Raw genomic sequence first — 17,167 nt, 5'->3', positions numbered from 1 at the left:
GCATGAAAGTAGCCGTTCTCGGCGCCGGCGCGTGGGGCACCGCTCTTGCGGGCCACCTCGCAACCCGGCACGACACGAAGCTCTGGGCGCGCGACGCCGCGCTCATCGAATCCCTCTCCCGCACGCACGAAAACACGCGCTATCTCGAAGGCGTGGCGTTGCCGCACGCGCTCGATTTCGAGGCGGACTTCAACGCGGCGCTCGCACATGCGTCGGCGGACGACGCGCTGTGTGTCGTCGCGACACCCGTTGCCGGCTTGCGCGCGCTGTGCCGCGCGATGCGGCAGGCGGGCGTCGTGCCGGCGCATATCGTCTGGCTGTGCAAAGGCTTCGAGGCGGATACGCAGTGTCTGCCCAATGAAGTCGTCGCCGCTGAACTGCCCGGGCATCGCAGCAACGGCACGCTGTCCGGCCCGAGCTTCGCGCGCGAAGTGGGGCAGGGCTTGCCGGTCGCGCTGACGGTGGCGAGCACATCGGCGCAACTCGGCGCGCGCACGGTCGCGGCGTTCCATCACGGCGCGATGCGCATCTATACCGGCGACGACGTGATCGGCGTCGAAGTGGGTGGCGCCGTGAAAAACGTGCTCGCAATCGCGACAGGCATTTCGGATGGCCTCGGCCTCGGCCTGAATGCGCGCGCGGCGCTCATCACGCGCGGGCTCGCGGAGATGTCGCGTCTGGGCGTCGCGCTCGGCGGCCGCGCGGAGACATTCAACGGTCTGACCGGGCTGGGCGATCTCATCCTCACCGCAACGGGCGATCTGTCGCGCAATCGGACGGTCGGCAAGCAACTCGCGAGCGGACGCACGCTCGACGAGATCCTCGCGGCGCTCGGCCACGTCGCCGAAGGCGTGCGATGCGCGCGCGCCGTGCTCGGGCTCGCGCAATCGCGTGGCATCGACATGCCGATCACGCAGGCGGTATGCCGCGTGCTCTTCGATAACGTGGCGCCGCGCGATGCGGTGCAGGCATTGCTCAGCCGGGACGCGAAGGCCGAGTAGCTCCGCGTTCATCCGCGAGGAGGTTGCGATGGTCAGGCTGGAAGCACAGGTCGTCGACATCACCACGCTGAAAGTGGACGCCATCGTCAACGCGGCGAACAAGTCGTTGCTCGGTGGCGGAGGCGTCGACGGCGCGATCCATCGAAAGGCGGGGAAAGGGTTGCTGCGTGAGTGCGAGACGCTCGGCGGCTGCGAAACCGGCGACGCGAAAATCACCGGCGGCCACGATCTCCCCGCGAAGCACGTGATTCACGCGGTCGGTCCGCGCTGGAGCGGCGGCCACAAAAAAGAGCCGGAATTGCTCGCGAGCTGCTACCGCCGCTCGCTCGAACTCGCTCAGGAGGCCGGCTGCACGTCGATCGCGTTTCCCGCGATCAGTTGCGGCATCTATCACTTCCCGCCGGAGCAGGCCGTGCAGATCGCGGTGCGCACGGTCATCGAGACCCTGCCTTCCGCGCCGGCCGTGCAGCACGTCATCTTCGCGTGTTTTCAGGACGACATGCTTGCGCTCTATCGGGCCGAGCTGGCTGCTCAGGCGCCGCCTTCGAAACCCGCCTGACGCCACGCTTCGAACGTCACGATCGCCACCGTATTCGACAGATTCAGGCTGCGATTGCCGGGCCGCATCGGCAGGCGCACGCGCTGCTCGGTCGGAAAGCGTTCCAGCAATGCGGGCGCGAGGCCGCGCGTCTCTGCGCCGAACACGAACCAGTCGCCCGTTTTGAACGCGTGATCGAAGAACGGCGTCGAACCGCGCGTCGTGAAAGCGAACATGCGCGTGAGATCCGGTGCTTCCCTGGCGATGAAAGCATCCCAGTTCGCATGGACGTTCATTTCGGCGTACTCGTGATAGTCGAGGCCGGCGCGGCGCATCTTCGCATCGTCGAGCGGGAAGCCGAGCGGCTCGATCAGATGCAGGCGCGCGCCCGTGTTCGCACACAGGCGGATCACGTTGCCGGTGTTCGGCGGAATTTCGGGTTCGACGAGTACGACGTTGAACATGGATTGCTATGGGTGAAGGTGGTTAATCTTTTGGCGTACGGAGCGCCACGAAATTGCTGACGCGTCGCGCGCCGGCAAGCTTGAGCGTGCGGGCGAGGGCGTCGAGCGTTGCGCCGGAAGTCATCACGTCATCGACGACGCCGACGTGCCTGCCGCGCACATCGCTCGAAACGGCGAACGCGCTCGCGACGTTGCGGCGGCGCGTTTCCTGATCCAGCCGCGATTGTGCCGACGTATGCCGGACCCGCGTGACGAGCGACGCATCGGCTCGCACGCCCATCATGCGCGCAAGCGGACGCGCGATGGCCCACGCCTGGTTATAACCGCGCGCGACGAGCCGCGTATGCGACAACGGCACCGGCACGATCAGGTCCGGCCTGGGCAGATCGCTGTCCTCGAAAACCGCGCGCAGATTCCGCGCAAATGCTTCGCCCGCCGCAAGCCGCGTACGAAACTTCAGTTCGACGGCGAGTGTATCGAGCGGCGCGCGATAGTCGGCCAGCGCGAGCGTGTCGTTGAACGCGGGCGGCGATTCGAGGCACGCGGCGCAGTGCAGGCGCGCGTTCTCGCGTTCACGTCGGATGGCCGACGCCGCCATCGGCAACGCGCAGGTCGCGCAGCGCAGACGCGGTTCGTTCCAGTACTGCGCATCGCAACCGTCGCACAGCAGTCTTTGCGACAAATTGCCGCATAACGTGCATTGGCTCGGCAACGCGCGGGCGGCGAGTCGAAGCGCGGCAGACGCGAATCCGCGAAGGCGCGCTGCTGTGGGCGTCTGGAATGGAAGGCGGATGCTGTCGGCTTTCATGACGGCGAGATCGGAAAAATCACGGCTCGAAGCGCTAAACACGCGCATTCTTTGCGCTTCAGGAAGCGTTTATGCCTCGTATCAGCACTTCGCATGGGTTGTTTTCGAGACGACCGAGTATACTTCGCACTCTCCGCGAAAAGATCGACATGTCCCCGACACCCCCTGAAACCAGCCGTTCGGCCTATGATCCGCGTCGTTTGCGCGCGATCTTCGATGGTCGCGCCGCCACCTTCGACGAGGTCGCGTTCCTGCCACGCGAAATCGCGGAGCGCATGCGCGAGCGGCTCGAATACATCAAGGTCGCGCCGATGCGCGTCCTCGATGCGGCGTGCGGCGTCGGAGCGGACCTGGGCGGTCTGCGGGAACGTTTTGTAGAGGCGTCGGTGACCGGCGTCGATATTTCGTCCGCGATGCTCGCGCGCGCGCGCGTCGCCGAAGCCGCGGACCTCGACAATGGCGCGGGCTGGCGCCGCTTTCTTCCATCGACGCTCGCGAAGGCGTTCGGTGCACGTGGCCCGCAACTCGCGCAAGCCGATTTTTCCGAGTTGCCGTTCGCTCCGGGCGCATTCGAGTTGCTGTGGTCGAACCTCGCATTGCACTGGCATCCGCGTCCGGACCTCGTTTTCCCTGAATGGCAGCGCGTGCTCAAGGTGAACGGCCTGCTGATGTTCAGCACCTTCGGCCCGGACACGCTGCGCGAGCTCAGAGCCGCATATCGCGAAGCCGAGCGCACGCTCGGGCTCGAACCCGAACCGCACACGATCGATTTCGTCGACATGCACGATCTCGGCGACATGCTCGTGGAAAGCGGCTTCGAAATTCCGGTGATGGATCAGGAAGTGCTGACCATCACGTACAAGTCGCCCGAATCGCTCTTCGCCGACGTGACGCGCTGGGGAGAGTATCCGTTCGCGCGCGCGTCCGGCGCCGGCCGCGCGGATGCGAAGGTCGTGCGCGGCGCGGTGCATCAGGCGCTCGAAGCGCTTCGCCACGACGACGGCACGATCCCGCTCACATTCGAAGTGATCTACGGTCACGCATGGAAAGCAGTGCCGCGCACGACGGCGCAAGGGCACGGCATCGTGCGTCTGGAAGATATTGGACGAGGCTCGAAACCGAAACGCTGAATCGGTAAAGAGCGCGGTTGTTATGTCTGAAATTTGCGCAAAAAAAGCGCGCAAAAAGGTGCGTCAAAAAGGCGCAGAAGCTTGTGGCGCTTGGCTTTGCGAGGTTACGACCCTTGCTTGTGGATGCCACTTAAGACGCCTATAATGCGTCAGTTTGTCGCCTGGTCTGTCACAAATTTGGGCGAAATCCGAGCGAAAGTATGCGATTGCGTGCGGATTGATGGAGGCAGCGATGCAAGCCAGCCAGACGCTGACGGAGTCCGAGCCGGTCATCAAAGACTGGCTGATGAAGCGAAACTGCTCGGTGTCGCCGCGCCAGTTCGTGGGCTTCTATTTGTCGCTTGCGCTGTTTTCGCTGGCAATCGCAACGCCGCTGTTCCTGAATGGCGCCTGGCTGGTGCTGCCGTTCACCGGAGTCGAGTTGACGGTCGTGGGCATCGCGTTCCTGATTTACGCGCGCCATGCGGTCGACTACGAACGAATCCGGTTGTATCAAAACCGGTTGTTGATCGAACAGATGAACGCCGAAGAGCTGACGCAGTTCGAGTTCAACCCGCGCTGGGTGCGGGTGGAAACGGGCGCGACACCGAGGGAGCCGCTCACGATCGTATCGCGCGGTCAATCGGTGAAAATCGGACAACACCTTGCACAGCATCGTCGCAAACAATTTGCTGCCGAGTTGCAGGCGTCGCTGAGACGCCTTTGAGAGGAGCCGGCAGGCGCGCGATGTCACGGGGGTCGAGGGTTTGAATGGAAAATTTGGGTAAGGATGCTATGAAAACAATCAAGCGAGCCCTCTCGGGCGTGCTGGCGGCAGGCACACTGCTCACCGCCGGCGCGGCCCTGGCGGTCGAAAACAGTCCAGGCGGTCCTGCTGTCAACGAGATCAACTTCCAGCAGCCTGTGACGAAGATCGCCGAGGAGCTCTACGGCCTCCATATCTTCATGCTCATCATCTGTACCGTCATTTTCCTTGGCGTGTTCGGAGTGATGTTCTATTCGCTGATCGTCCATCGCAAGTCGAAGGGGTTCAAACCGGCCAATTTCCACGAAAGCACCACCGTCGAAATCATCTGGACGATCGTGCCGTTCGTCATCGTCATCCTGATGGCGTTGCCTGCAACGAAGGCCGTCGTCGCGATGAAGGACACCTCCAACGCCGACCTCACGGTGAAGGTCACCGGCTACCAGTGGAAGTGGGGCTACGACTACGTGAAGGGGCCGGGCGAGGGCATCAATTTCCTCTCGACGCTCTCCACGCCGCGCAGCGAGACGAACGGCCAGAAGCCCATTTCGACGCTGTATCTGCAGGAAGTCGACAACCCGCTCGTGGTGCCGGTCGACAAGAAGATCCGCATCATCACCACGGCGAACGACGTCGTGCACTCGTGGTATGTCCCGGCGTTCGGCGTGAAGCAGGATGCGATTCCGGGCTTCGTGCGCGACACCTGGTTCAAGGCCGAGAAGGTGGGCACCTACCGCGGCTTCTGTACGGAACTGTGCGGCAAGGAGCACGCGTACATGCCGGTGGTGGTCGAAGTGCTGTCGGCTGACGACTACGCGAAGTGGGTCGATGCGCAAAAGAAGAAGATGGCCGCAGGCGCCGACGATCCCCTCAAGACCTACACTAAAGATGAACTGATGGCGCGCGGCCAGCAGGTCTACACGTCGAACTGCGCGGTCTGCCACCAGCCTACCGGCAAGGGCGCGGGCCAGTTCCCGGCGCTCGACGGCTCGAAGATCGCGAATGGCTCGATCGCCGACCATCTGAATATCGTGCTGCACGGCAAGGGCGCTATGCCGCCGTGGCAAGGCGTGCTGAACGATGTCGAGATCGCATCGGTCGTCACGTTCGAGCGCAACAGTTGGGGCAACCACACCGGCGACCTTCTCCAGCCGAAGCAGGTGATCGACGCCAAGGCGGGCAAGATGCCGCAAGGCGGCGGCAACGCGGCGGCGGCATCGGCGCCTGAAGCGGCGAGCGCCGCGCCTGCGGCAGCCGAGGCGAGCGCGCCGGCGGCATCCGGCGCGGAAGCTACGCAAGCCGCCGGCCTGCCCGCGAGCATTTACTTCGAGACGGGCAAGGACGCGCTGCCCGCCGACGCGAAAAGCGCGGTGGACGCCGCAGCGGCCTACGCAAAGGCGCATCCTGACGCGAAGATCGCGCTGTCCGGCTTCACGGATGCGACCGGCAACGCCGATCTGAACGCCGATCTCGCCAAGCGCCGCGCGCAAGCCGTGCGTGACGCGCTGAAGGCCGCGGGCGTGTCGGAAGACCGTATCGTGTTGAAGAAACCGGAAACCATCACCGGCGGCGCCGATAACAAGGAAGCCCGTCGCGTGGAAATCAGTCCGGCTGCTTGACGTGCCGAGCGTGTAGCTTTCCTTCGCCCAACAGCAACGGAAAGCCACGCGTCATTGCCAAGTGCCCCGAGTATTCGCTTTAGGAGATGATTGTCATGTCTAGCATCGGACACGATGTAGGCGCAGGTCACGACCACGCGCACGACCATGCGCACGAGACGCCCCATGGCTGGCGCCGGTGGCTCTTCGCTACCAACCACAAGGACATCGGTACGCTGTACCTGCTGTTCTCCTTCATCATGTTCCTTTCGGGGGGCGTGATGGCGCTCGGCATCCGTGCCGAGTTGTTCGAGCCGGGCCTGCAGATCATGCGCCCCGAGTTCTTCAATCAGCTGACCACCATGCACGGCCTCATCATGGTGTTCGGCGCGATCATGCCGGCGTTCGTCGGTTTCGCGAACTGGATGGTGCCGCTGCAGATCGGCGCATCGGACATGGCGTTCGCGCGGATGAACAACTTCAGCTTCTGGCTGCTGCCGGCCGCTGCGGTGCTGCTCGTCGGCTCGTTCTTCGTGCCGGGCGGCGCAACCGCCGCGGGCTGGACGCTGTACGCGCCGCTCTCCACGCAGATGGGCCCGGGCATGGACTTCGCGATTTTCGCGGTCCACATCATGGGTGCGTCGTCGATCATGGGCGGCATCAACATCGTCGTGACGATCTTGAACATGCGCGCGCCCGGCATGACGCTCATGAAGATGCCGATGTTCGCGTGGACGTGGCTCATCACCGCGTACCTGCTGATCGCCGTGATGCCGGTTCTGGCTGGCGCGATCACGATGGTGCTGTTCGATCGTCACTTCGGCACGTCGTTCTTCAACGCGGCGGGCGGCGGCGATCCGGTCATGTACCAGCACATCTTCTGGTTCTTCGGTCACCCCGAGGTGTACATCATGATCTTGCCGGCGTTCGGGATCGTGTCGCAGGTGATCCCGGCGTTCTCGCGCAAGCCGCTGTTTGGCTATAGCTCGATGGTGTACGCAACGGCATCGATCGCGATCCTGTCGTTCATGGTGTGGGCGCACCACATGTTCGCGACCGGCATGCCGGTGACGGGCCAGTTGTTCTTCATGTACGCGACGATGCTGATCGCGGTCCCGACGGGCGTGAAGGTGTTCAACTGGGTGGCGACGATGTGGCGCGGCGCGCTCTCCTTCGAAACGCCGATGCTCTTCGCGATCGGCTTCCTGTTCGTGTTCACGATGGGCGGCTTCACGGGCCTGATCCTGTCGATGGCGCCGCTCGACATCCAGATGCACGGCACTTACTACGTGGTGGCGCACTTCCACTACGTGCTGGTGGCGGGTTCGCTCTTCGCGCTGTTCTCGGGCTGGTACTACTGGGCGCCGAAGTGGACCGGCTGGATGTACAACGAAATGCGCGGGAAGATCCACTTCTGGGCGTCGATGATCTTCTTCAACATCACGTTCTTCCCGATGCACTTCCTGGGTCTCGCAGGCATGCCGCGCCGCTATGCGGATTACCCGGCGCAGTTCACGGACTTCAACCAGGTCGCAACGATCGGCGCATTCGGCTTCGGCCTCGCGCAGGTGTACTTCCTGTTCGCGGTCGCGCTGCCCACGTATCGTGGCGGCGGTGAACTCGAGAAGGCGAGCGACAAGCCGTGGGATGGCGCGGAAGGCCTCGAATGGACCGTGCCGAGCCCGGCGCCGTTCCATACGTTCGAGCATCCGCCGACGGTCGAATAAATAGTTTGTTGTCTGGTTCGCGGGGCCGCGTCGAGCGTGCCCCGCGAATGAAAAATCAGGAAAGCATGCCCCCGAATCCACAAAAAAGACGCACGCCCGAGGAAATTCGCGCGGGCAACAAGCGGCTCGGAATCATCATGATGTTGATTGCCGCCGTCTTCTTTCTGGGTATCGTCGTCAGGCAATACCTGTTGTCGCGAGGGTAGGAAAGCAACGTGTCCACTCAGCAGGAAAATTCGCATGTCGATCGGTCCTTCAACCGGTCGATGCTGGTGAAGCTCTTCGTCGTGGCGGCGTTGATGTTCGGCTTCGGCTTCGCGCTCGTGCCGATGTATCGCGCGATCTGCCAGATCACGGGCATCAATAACCTCGTGCAGAAGGATGTGGGCGCGCGCGAGGCGAAGAATACGCAGGTCGACATGACGCGCACGATCTCGATCGAGTTCGACGCGAACGCGCGCGGCCCGCTGCGGTTCAAGCCCGAGCAGAACTCGCTGGATATTCACCCCGGCGAAGTGATGACGGTGATGTACGACGTGACCAACGAGCAGGGTCGCACGGTGAACGCGCAGGCGATCCCGAGCTACGCGCCGAAGCAGGCCACCGAGTATTTCAAGAAGATCGAATGCTTCTGTTTCACGCAGCAGACGCTCGCGCCGAACGAGACCAAGCGCATGCCGGTCGTGTTCGTCGTCGATCCGAAGCTGCCCAAGGATGTAAAGACGATCACGCTGTCGTACACGTTCTTCGAGTTGAACGCGCCGAAGTCGGTCACGAAGGGTTCATGACAGCCATGAGCGCGGACACGCCGAAAAAGGCCGGTTTCCTCAAGCTCTTGAAGGCGGTGTTCTGGTCGTTCTTCGGCGTGCGCCGCCGGGCAGACCTGGAAAGCGATGCCGCGCAGTTGAATCCGCTGCATCTGATCGCGGCGGGCGTCATCGGAGCGGTGCTGTTCATCGTCGTGTTGCTGCTGATCGTGCGCGCGGTAGTGGGATAGACGGATAACGCCGGGCAGCCGGCGGCAAAAGAAAATTCAAGCAACTGGATCGAAGTGGAGAATCAATAATGAGCGGTCAAAACGAGAGCCCGTACTATTTCGTGCCGCATCCGTCGCGGCATCCGGTGATGGCTGCAAGCGGCTTGCTGATCATGCTGGCCTCGCTGGCGTCGTGGGTGAACGGCCATAGCTTCGGGCCGGTCGGCACGTTCATCGGCCTGCTGTTCGTGTTGTTCGTGCTGTGGCACTGGTTCGGCGACGCGATCTCCGAATCCGAAGGCGGCATGTACGGAAAGCGCGTCGACGTGTCGTACCGCTGGAGCATGAGCTGGTTCATCTTCTCCGAAGTGATGTTCTTCGCGGCGTTCTTCGGCGCGCTGTTCTATGCGCGCGCAATCGCGATGCATCAACTCGGCAGCCTCGACTACAAGCTCATTTGGCCCGACTTCACCGCCGTATGGCCGAACAACGGCCCCGCCGCGCTCGTGCCGCATTTCCGCGCGATGGTGCCGTGGCCCCTGCCGACCATCAACACGGCGCTGCTGCTGTCCTCCGGCGCGACGCTGACGGTGGCTCACCACGCGCTGCGTGAAGACCATCGCAAGAAAGCGATCATCTGGCTGGGCGCGACCGTCCTGCTCGGCCTGATCTTCCTGTTCTGCCAGGGCTACGAATATTTCCACGCCTACAACGAACTGAACCTGACGCTCAATTCCGGCGTGTATGGCTCGACGTTCTTCCTGCTGACCGGCTTCCACGGTTTCCACGTGTTCCTCGGCGGCACGATGCTGGCCGTGGTGATGTTCCGTCTGATCCGCGGCCACTTCACGGCGGAGCATCACTTCGCATTCGAGGGCGCCGCGTGGTACTGGCACTTCGTGGACGTCGTGTGGCTGGGGCTGTACATCGTCGTCTACTGGCTGTAAGCGATTATCGAAGCGGGCGCGCGCGATGCGCCGTCCGCGATGCAAGGCCGGCGGCGACGCCGGTCCGAGAGCAAAGAAGCAGTGATCAACACGCCGCCCTCGATGTCTCAAGGGGCGGCGTTGTCGTTTCGGGGAGCGTCGAATCGGGCGCCGCGGCGCGACAATCCGTCCCGTAGGGCAGTGCCGGCGCGGTGGGTTATCGTCCGATGGGAATGCCCGACGATTGAATCCAGCCCATCCAGTGCGCGAAGAGGATGAAGAGGAAGAGCGAGATGGACAGCCCGACGCGAGCGGCGAGCGACCAGACCATCCGCTTCGTCTTGCCCCGGTCGGTCATCATGAAGTAGAGCGCCGAAGCCAGGCTGCCGATGATAAGGATGAATGCGATAGCAACGATGATGTGCATGAAACCGGCTAGCGTTTTTGCTCAGAAACCACAGCGAGCAGTATGAATTTGGATCATCTCATTATCTCACTCGACAGATCTCGCCGTGCAGCGCCCGACCGGATTCCGGCGGTAAGGCTCGCAGCATGAAGATTCGATTCTGGCCCGCGCTCGTGATTCTGATCGTCGTCGCGGTGACCGTGCGCCTCGGCTTCTGGCAGCGCGACCGCGCGCATCAGAAAGAAGCGCTCAACGCGCAGATCGTCGCGTTCGAGAACGCGCCCGTGCGGGAAGTTGGCGTCGAGCCGCTGCCGCTCAAGTCGATCGAATTCCATCGCGTCGAGGCGCGCGGCGAGTTCATGCCGGAGCATGTCGTGTATCTGGACAATCGTCCGTATAACGACCAGCCAGGCTTTTATGTCGTGATGCCGCTTAAACTCGAGGGCGGCGGCCATGTGCTCGTCAATCGCGGATGGCTGCCGCGCAACATGGCGGACCGCACGGGCATCGAGTCGTATGAAACGCCGAAGGGCGTCGTCGAGGTGCGGGGCATCGCGCGCGCGAATGCGTCGCAGGCGTTCGAACTGGGCAGCGGCGGATCGGCTGCGCATAAGGAAATTCGCCAGAACCTGGACATCAGGTCGTACGCGGTCGAAACCGGGCTTGCCTTCCAGCCGTTCGTGATACAGCAGACGAACAATGCCGGCGACAAGCTCGTGCGCGACTGGCCCGCGCCGACGCTCGGCGTCGAGCGCAATTACGGCTACATGTTGCAGTGGTGGGGCATGGCGGCCGCGGCCATCGCGTTCGGCCTGTATGCCGCGCGCCGCGCCGCGAGGAAAGGCGACCAGCCCGACGAGCCCGAAGAGCGCGACGACGAAGCCGAGCACCACGCCTGACAACCGACCGAACAGAGACACACTTTCACTGATGCAATCACAACGTCACCCCGCCGCCGCGCAGCAACGAACCGCGAAGAAAGGCTCCTGGATCAGCGGCCGCTGGATGCTCCTGCTGCTCGCGCTGGTGTGCGCCGCGCCGGTGATCGCTTCGTATCTGATGTACTACGTGTTCAAGCCGGCGGGCGGCACGTCGAGCTACGGCGCGCTGATCGATCCGCAGCGGCCGATACCGGCGCAACTCGTCGTCACCGACGAGAAAGGGCAGAGCGTGCCGTTCAAGTCGCTCGAAGGCAAATGGCTGATGATCACGGTCAACGGCAGCGATTGCGACGAGCAATGCGCGACGCGCCTCTATTTCATGCGCCAGGTACGCGCGCTGCAATCGGGCGAGCGCGAGCGCGTCGTGAATGTCTGGCTGCGCACCGATGACAAACCGGTCTCCAACGTCATCAAGACCGCGTATCCGCAGCCGGACACGCGCATGCTGGTCGCCAACGAAAAGTCGATCGCCGCGTGGCTGCCCGTCGACGACGGCACGAAACTCTCGGATCACATTTTTCTCGTCGATCCGAATGGCAATCTGATGATGCGCTTCCCGAAGAATCCCGATCCGAAGAAGATCAACGCGGATCTGGCGAAGCTTTTGAAGTGGTCGCGTATCGGTTGAAGGTCAGGTAGAAACACATGTTCGTATTGCAACTCGCTCTGATCGGCTTGTGCATCGCGCTGCTGCCGCTTTCGTTTGTCTGGGTGAAGGCCGATGACAACAAGTTCAGGAAACTCGTCTGGCTGACGACATTCCTGACGCTCGATCTCATCATGTTCGGCGGCTTCACGCGCCTGACCGATTCCGGCCTCGGTTGCCCCGATTGGCCCGGCTGCTACGGAACGTCGTCGCCGTTCATTGCGCATGCGCAGATTTCGGCCGCGTATCAGGCGATGCCGACCGGTCCCGTCAGCATGGTGAAGGCGTGGATCGAGATGCTGCATCGATACTTCGCGATGGCGATCGGCGTGCTGATCATCGCGCAGGTGATCATCGCGTGGACCGCGCGCATCAAGAGGCGTCCGCTGCATGTGTCGCCGTGGTGGCCCACCGGCATTCTGCTGCTCATCCTGCTGCAAGGCGCGTTCGGCGCGTGGACCGTCACGCTCAAGCTGCAACCGGTGATCGTCACGACGCATTTGCTGCTCGGCCTCGCGCTGCTCGGCGTGCTCGGCTGGCTCGCGGCACGCATGACGCCGATTCCGTCGCTCGATTCGGCCGCCGCGCGCTGGATGCCCGCCGCGGCGTTCGGGTTGCTGCTGCTCGTCGTGCAGATCGCGCTCGGCGGCTGGGTCAGCACGAACTACGCGGTGCTGGCGTGCACGGACTTCCCGCTGTGCAACGGCCAATGGGTTCCGCCGATGAACTTCGAGCACGGCTTTCACCTGTGGCGCGCCCTCGGCATGACCGGCGACGGCGACGTGATCTCGCAGGACGCGCTCGTCGCGATTCACTGGACGCATCGCACGTTCGCAGTGGTCGTCGTGCTGTATCTGCTCTGGCTCGCATCGAGACTGCGACGTTTCGAATCTCTGCGAAAACCCGCAAACGGCGTATTGTTGCTGATCGTTGTCCAGTTCCTCACGGGCATGTCGAACATCGTGCTGCAGTGGCCGTTGCCGGTTGCGGTGGCGCACAACGGCGGCGCCGCGATCCTGTTGCTGCTACTCGTTATGCTAAACTTTCGAATCTCTTCCAGCCGTCCCGGCCGCGCCGCAGTTCCCGCGCGCGACGTCGTTTCAGCGTGACTCCACATCATGGATAGCACGACACTACATTCCCCCCTCGGCAGCCGCGCTTCGCAATATCTCGCGCTGACAAAGCCGCGCGTCACGCAGCTCGCCGTGTTTTGCGCCGTCATCGGCATGTTCCTGTCCACGCCCGGCATGGTGCCGTGGGACAAGCTGATCGGCGGCGCCGTCGGTATCTGGTTGCTGGCCGGCGCGGCATTTGCAATCAACTGTCTCGTCGAGCAAAAAGTCGACGCGAAGATGCGCCGCACCGCATGGCGTCCCTCGGCACGCGGACAGATCACGTCGGCGCAGATTCTGACTTTCTCCGCAGTGCTCGGCGGCATCGGCATGTGGACGCTCTATAAGTTCACCAATCCGCTCACGATGTGGCTCACCATTGCCACGTTCGTCGGTTACGCGGTCATCTACACGCTGTTGCTCAAGCCTTATACGCCGCAGAACATCGTGATCGGCGGCGCGTCCGGCGCAATGCCGCCCGCGCTCGGCTGGGCCGCGGTGACGGGCACGGTGCCCGGCGACGCGTGGATTCTCGTGCTGATCATCTTCGTGTGGACGCCGCCGCATTTCTGGGCGCTCGCGCTGTATCGCCGCAAGGACTACGAGAACGCCGGCCTGCCGATGCTCCCGATCACGCACGGCGAAAAATACACGCTGCTCAACATCTTCCTTTACACGCTCGTGCTGTTCGCGGTCACGCTGATGCCCTATATCTCCGGCATGAGCGGCGTCGTTTATCTGGCGTGCGCGATTGCGCTCGGCGCGGGTTTCATCGGCTATGCGTGGAAGATGTATCGCGGCTATTCGGACATGCTCGCGCGCAAGACCTTCCGTTACTCGATCGTGTATCTGTCGCTGCTGTTCGGCGCGTTGCTCGTCGATCATTACGTGCGCACGGTGATCGGCGCATGATGGTCGTTCTTCGTCGTCTATTCGCGCTGGTCTTTTTCGCGGCGCTGCTTTCGGCGTGCGAGAAAGCGCCCGATTTCAAGAACCTCGATATCACCGGCAACAAGCAATTCGGCAGCGATTTCTCCTTGCCCGACACGCACGGCAAGACGCGCACGCTCGCCGATTTCAAAGGCAAGGCTGTCGTATTGTTCTTCGGCTATACGCATTGCCCGGACGTATGCCCGACGACGCTCGCCGAACTTTCCCAAGCGATGCAGCAACTCGGCGACAAATCGAAGGACGTGCAGGTGCTGATGGTCACCGTCGATCCGGCGCGCGACACGCCCGATCTGCTCGGCCAGTATGTGGCGGCGTTCAACTCGTCGTATATCGGTTTGCGTCCGGCGAACGATGCGCAACTCGCACAGATCGCGAAGGACTTCCGCGTGTACTACGCGAAGTCGCAGGGCAAGACCCCCGACGATTACACGATGGATCACACCGCCGCGAGCTACGTGTTCGACAAGGACGGCAAGCTCCGTCTCTTCGCGCGCGACGGGCAGGGCGTCGAGCCGTGGGTTCACGACCTGAAGCTGTTGGTCGACTGATCGCGAAAGTGGCCCGTTCGGGCCACTTTTCATTTCAAGCGTCCGAAGATGGTTCGGGCAGATTCAAGCCGGGCGCAAGCCGCGTTGCCTTGAATTCGGTGATCTCATAATGCGCGAGTCCCTGCTGCGCGAATGGATCTTCCGCGATGATCGCATCGAGCCGATTGCGTTCGATGCCCGAGGCCAGAATGATGCCGCCGTCACGCGGCACCTTCGGCCCTGCGACGACGAAGACGCCCGCCGCGAAATAGCGTTCGAGATAAACGCGATGCGCGTCGAGGGCATCGTCGATTTCGGCGAGTGCGCCCGTATATCGCAGATTGATCACGTACATGATGATGTTTGCCTCCAGCGCGAGAGTTCGTGGTGCTTTGTGGCGATTCTATCCGCCCACCGCCGACGGTGATATTCACATGAGCATTCTGTATTTCACGTCGCACCGATGCTGTGCGAACATCCGTCACCCGGTTTGAATCGCTCGCCGGGGCGAATCAGGCAATCCCAGCAAGATCGCATCATCGAAACAGGAACACCATGCAGCGCAGAAATTTGCTCAAAGCCATTACCGCCGTCGCGGCGTCCGCCGCGTTGTTCACGAGCCTCGCCGCTCACGCAGATGACAAGGTGATCAAGGTCGGCACCATCAGTGGCCCCGACGCGCAGATCTGGCAAGTCGTGCAGAAGGTCGCAAAGCGCGAAGGACTCAACGTGAAGGTGATCGAGTTCAACGACTACATTCAGCCGAACGCAGCGCTCGACGCCGGCGATCTCGATGCGAACAGCTTTCAGCATCAGCCGTATCTCGACAGCCAGGTCAAGCAGCGTGGCTACAAGATCGTGAATGCGGGGCTGACGTATATCTCGCCGCTCGGCGTCTATTCGAAGAAGCTGAAGTCGCTGAAGGACTTGCCGCAGGGCGCGAAGGTCGCGGTGCCGAATGACCCGTCGAACGAGAATCGCGCGCTTCTGCTTTTGCAATCGCAAGGTGTCGTCAAGTTGAAGGCGGGCGCCGGCACGAACGGCAACAACGCGACCGCGCTCGACGTGGCGGAGAATCCGAAGAAGATCAAGCTCTTGGAACTCGATGCCGCGCAACTGCCGCGCACGCTCGCCGACGTCGATGCCGCCGCGATCAACACGAACTTCGCGCTCGCGGCAGGTCTGCAGCCGACGAAGGATGCGATCGCGCTAGAAGATGTGCATAGCCCGTACGCGAACCTGATTGCGGTGCGCGCGAAAGACAAGGACCAGCCGTGGGTGAAGAAGCTGGTCGCGGCGTATCAGTCCGACGACGTGCGCCAGTTCCTCAAGAGCGAGTTCAAAGGCTCGGTCGTGCCATCGTTCTGAACGCGATCGCGCACGGATCTGCAACGGCGTCCCACGGGACGCCGTTTTTACTCGTGCAGCCCAGTTCAGTCGACGAAGACCGGCTGTAGTTCCCGTTGCCACACGATGCCCGTAGCGCCTTCCTGCACGGGCGTGAAACCCGTCCGCAGGAACAGCGCGCAAAGCTCTTCGTGCGGTTCATCCAGGCGGCAGATCACCTGATCGTAGCGAGCGCCGTGCGCGAAGTTCGTGCATGCCGCGACGAGCCGCTCGCCGAGCCCGCGCCGCCGCGCGCCCGGCTCGACGAACAATAACTCGATGCGCGCCTGACGTTCGGACTCCGCACTAAGCAGAGCCGCACCCACGCGCATGGCGTTGCCTTGTTCGGCCACCCAGCAGGCGATGCGCGGCGTGCTCACCTGCATCTCGGAGAGAAAGCGCGCCACCGTCTTCGCCGCGCGCGCCTCGCTGAAAAGCTTTGGCCGATCACCCGAATAGAGGTGAGCCTGACGCTCGATCATCCAGCCGAAGTCTCCGGCGCGCGGCACGCGCAGCCGGGTTTCTCCCTCGACGCATGCAGGCGAAAGCAGCCGCTCGACGTCCGCCATCGCATTGCATAGCTGATCGATCTCGGCGGTGGTCAGCCGCTTGAGCAGCGTGGCCGTTTCCGCCGACACATGCAGGTCGATCTCATCGACCCTGGCTTTCGCCTCGGGCGTGATGCGCAACAAGTGCGCGCGGCCATCGAGTTCGTTCTTTCGTCGGACCACGAGGCCGAGCTTCTGGAAGTTGTTGATCAGCCTGCTCAGATAGCCCGTATCCAGCCCGAGGTTGCGCGACAAGTCGGCGGCCGTGGTGGCTCGCGCTTGCGCCAGTTCATGCAGGATTCGTACTTCGGTCAGGGAAAAGCTGCTTTTATGCAGCCGTTCGTGGAGGGCGCCGGTATGGCGCGCATAAAAGCGGTTGAAGCGGCGCACGGCGTCAACGGCACGGCTCGGATCAATACTGCCCATCGCGTCAGTCTCTCATCAATATTGTTGGAATTAGTTGTGAATCCGAACTAATACGAGCATTGTGCCAAAGAAAGAACGACCGTGCGAATACGAAAATGCCCGAAAAGCAAGTCATTTGACAATAAGGGACCAGTTGAGCAATTGGACTGCCTGTAGGGGTAAGTCCCGATGGAAGAAGTGTTTCCATCTGACGGGCTAAACAATTTTAACTCATTGATTTATATGCGATTTATGCGGTCGTCCTGAGGCGGGGCTTTAGCGTTGACTGGTATTATGTTGGTTATATAATGGGCTCCACTTCAGCACGTGAG

Annotated in this window: 21 protein-coding genes; 16 read left to right on the top strand and 5 right to left on the bottom strand. The window is 62.4% G+C overall.

What is annotated here, in order from left to right:
- Positions 1–2: 2 nt before the first annotated feature.
- Together ACEN42_RS14415 and ACEN42_RS14410 are read left to right on the top strand one after the other, a co-directional pair.
- Positions 3–1,001: an NAD(P)H-dependent glycerol-3-phosphate dehydrogenase gene (locus tag ACEN42_RS14415; protein WP_371880275.1), complete on the top strand. Its 999-nt coding sequence runs from the start codon at positions 3–5 to the stop codon at positions 999–1,001.
- Between the two features lie 28 nt (positions 1,002–1,029).
- Entirely contained in the window at positions 1,030–1,560 is a 531-nt protein-coding gene (locus ACEN42_RS14410; protein ID WP_371880274.1) for an O-acetyl-ADP-ribose deacetylase, read from the top strand.
- Here ACEN42_RS14410 and trmL read toward each other — a convergent pair.
- Positions 1,533–2,003 carry a tRNA (uridine(34)/cytosine(34)/5-carboxymethylaminomethyluridine(34)-2'-O)-methyltransferase TrmL gene (gene trmL / locus ACEN42_RS14405; protein ID WP_035497540.1) on the bottom strand — a complete coding sequence of 157 codons (471 nt, stop codon included), beginning with the start codon at positions 2,001–2,003 and terminating at the stop codon, positions 1,533–1,535. The two genes, ACEN42_RS14410 and trmL, sit on opposite strands and share 28 nt — an antisense overlap.
- A gap of 22 nt (positions 2,004–2,025) precedes the next feature.
- Positions 2,026–2,811 (bottom strand): ComF family protein, encoded by a 786-nt coding sequence (locus ACEN42_RS14400; protein WP_371880273.1) that lies wholly within the window; start codon positions 2,809–2,811, stop codon positions 2,026–2,028.
- A gap of 149 nt (positions 2,812–2,960) precedes the next feature.
- Between ACEN42_RS14400 and ACEN42_RS14395 the strand changes: the two genes are divergently transcribed.
- From ACEN42_RS14395 to ACEN42_RS14360, 8 genes are all read left to right on the top strand, one after another.
- Positions 2,961–3,941, top strand: a complete 981-nt coding sequence (locus ACEN42_RS14395) for a methyltransferase domain-containing protein (protein ID WP_371880272.1) — start codon at positions 2,961–2,963, stop codon at positions 3,939–3,941.
- Between the two features lie 232 nt (positions 3,942–4,173).
- Positions 4,174–4,647, top strand: a complete 474-nt coding sequence (locus tag ACEN42_RS14390; RefSeq protein WP_035497931.1) for a DUF2244 domain-containing protein — start codon at positions 4,174–4,176, stop codon at positions 4,645–4,647.
- Positions 4,648–4,691: 44 nt separating this feature from the next.
- Positions 4,692–6,305, top strand: coding sequence for a cytochrome c oxidase subunit II (gene coxB / locus ACEN42_RS14385; RefSeq protein ID WP_371880271.1), 1,614 nt, complete (start codon positions 4,692–4,694; stop codon positions 6,303–6,305).
- A gap of 95 nt (positions 6,306–6,400) precedes the next feature.
- On the top strand, positions 6,401–8,011 hold the full coding sequence (ctaD, locus tag ACEN42_RS14380) for a cytochrome c oxidase subunit I (RefSeq protein WP_035497932.1): 1,611 nt from the start codon (positions 6,401–6,403) through the stop codon (positions 8,009–8,011).
- A gap of 65 nt (positions 8,012–8,076) precedes the next feature.
- Positions 8,077–8,217, top strand: coding sequence for a cytochrome oxidase small assembly protein (locus tag ACEN42_RS14375; RefSeq protein ID WP_371881132.1), 141 nt, complete (start codon positions 8,077–8,079; stop codon positions 8,215–8,217).
- A 60-nt stretch (positions 8,218–8,277) separates the two neighbouring features.
- Positions 8,278–8,799: a cytochrome c oxidase assembly protein gene (locus ACEN42_RS14370; protein ID WP_222946657.1), complete on the top strand. Its 522-nt coding sequence runs from the start codon at positions 8,278–8,280 to the stop codon at positions 8,797–8,799.
- Entirely contained in the window at positions 8,796–9,008 is a 213-nt protein-coding gene (locus tag ACEN42_RS14365; RefSeq protein WP_035497546.1) for a DUF2970 domain-containing protein, read from the top strand. The genes ACEN42_RS14370 and ACEN42_RS14365 overlap by 4 nt, the downstream gene beginning before the upstream one ends.
- Positions 9,009–9,076: 68 nt before the next feature.
- A complete protein-coding gene (locus tag ACEN42_RS14360; RefSeq protein WP_035497547.1) occupies positions 9,077–9,934 on the top strand; it encodes a cytochrome c oxidase subunit 3 in 858 nt (285 codons plus the stop codon).
- A 196-nt stretch (positions 9,935–10,130) separates the two neighbouring features.
- On the opposite strand, the gene ACEN42_RS14355 is transcribed toward ACEN42_RS14360, so the two are convergent.
- Positions 10,131–10,340 carry a twin transmembrane helix small protein gene (locus tag ACEN42_RS14355; protein ID WP_371880270.1) on the bottom strand — a complete coding sequence of 70 codons (210 nt, stop codon included), beginning with the start codon at positions 10,338–10,340 and terminating at the stop codon, positions 10,131–10,133.
- A 125-nt stretch (positions 10,341–10,465) separates the two neighbouring features.
- On the opposite strand from ACEN42_RS14355, the gene ACEN42_RS14350 reads away from it, so the two are divergent.
- From ACEN42_RS14350 to ACEN42_RS14330, 5 genes are read left to right on the top strand one after another with little or no spacing between them, the layout of a single operon-like run.
- Positions 10,466–11,218, top strand: coding sequence for an SURF1 family protein (locus ACEN42_RS14350; protein WP_371880269.1), 753 nt, complete (start codon positions 10,466–10,468; stop codon positions 11,216–11,218).
- A gap of 31 nt (positions 11,219–11,249) precedes the next feature.
- The gene (locus tag ACEN42_RS14345) at positions 11,250–11,888 is read left to right on the top strand and encodes an SCO family protein (RefSeq protein WP_371880268.1); all 639 of its coding nucleotides are present in this window, start codon (positions 11,250–11,252) and stop codon (positions 11,886–11,888) included.
- A gap of 17 nt (positions 11,889–11,905) precedes the next feature.
- Positions 11,906–13,015: a heme A synthase gene (locus tag ACEN42_RS14340; protein ID WP_371880267.1), complete on the top strand. Its 1,110-nt coding sequence runs from the start codon at positions 11,906–11,908 to the stop codon at positions 13,013–13,015.
- A 9-nt stretch (positions 13,016–13,024) separates the two neighbouring features.
- Positions 13,025–13,930 (top strand): heme o synthase, encoded by a 906-nt coding sequence (gene cyoE / locus ACEN42_RS14335; protein ID WP_371880266.1) that lies wholly within the window; start codon positions 13,025–13,027, stop codon positions 13,928–13,930.
- Complete coding sequence (locus ACEN42_RS14330; RefSeq protein ID WP_371880265.1) at positions 13,927–14,517, top strand: SCO family protein; 591 nt, start codon at positions 13,927–13,929, stop codon at positions 14,515–14,517. The genes cyoE and ACEN42_RS14330 overlap by 4 nt, the downstream gene beginning before the upstream one ends.
- A 34-nt stretch (positions 14,518–14,551) precedes the next feature.
- Here ACEN42_RS14330 and ACEN42_RS14325 read toward each other — a convergent pair whose 3' ends face one another.
- Positions 14,552–14,851 (bottom strand): YciI family protein, encoded by a 300-nt coding sequence (locus ACEN42_RS14325; RefSeq protein WP_187607414.1) that lies wholly within the window; start codon positions 14,849–14,851, stop codon positions 14,552–14,554.
- A 200-nt stretch (positions 14,852–15,051) separates the two neighbouring features.
- Here ACEN42_RS14325 and ACEN42_RS14320 point away from each other — a divergent pair, with 200 nt between their 5' ends.
- Positions 15,052–15,864, top strand: coding sequence for a MetQ/NlpA family ABC transporter substrate-binding protein (locus ACEN42_RS14320; protein ID WP_371880264.1), 813 nt, complete (start codon positions 15,052–15,054; stop codon positions 15,862–15,864).
- A 65-nt stretch (positions 15,865–15,929) separates the two neighbouring features.
- On the opposite strand, the gene ACEN42_RS14315 is transcribed toward ACEN42_RS14320, so the two are convergent.
- Positions 15,930–16,856: a bifunctional helix-turn-helix transcriptional regulator/GNAT family N-acetyltransferase gene (locus ACEN42_RS14315; RefSeq protein ID WP_187607416.1), complete on the bottom strand. Its 927-nt coding sequence runs from the start codon at positions 16,854–16,856 to the stop codon at positions 15,930–15,932.
- Between the last annotated feature and the right edge of the window lie 311 nt (positions 16,857–17,167).

It is taken from the genome of Caballeronia sp. S22 (assembly GCF_964261745.1).
GTDB lineage: Bacteria > Pseudomonadota > Gammaproteobacteria > Burkholderiales > Burkholderiaceae > Caballeronia > Caballeronia jiangsuensis.
Note: the sequence above shows the minus strand (reverse complement) of the source record. Positions and strands in the feature narration are given on the sequence as shown.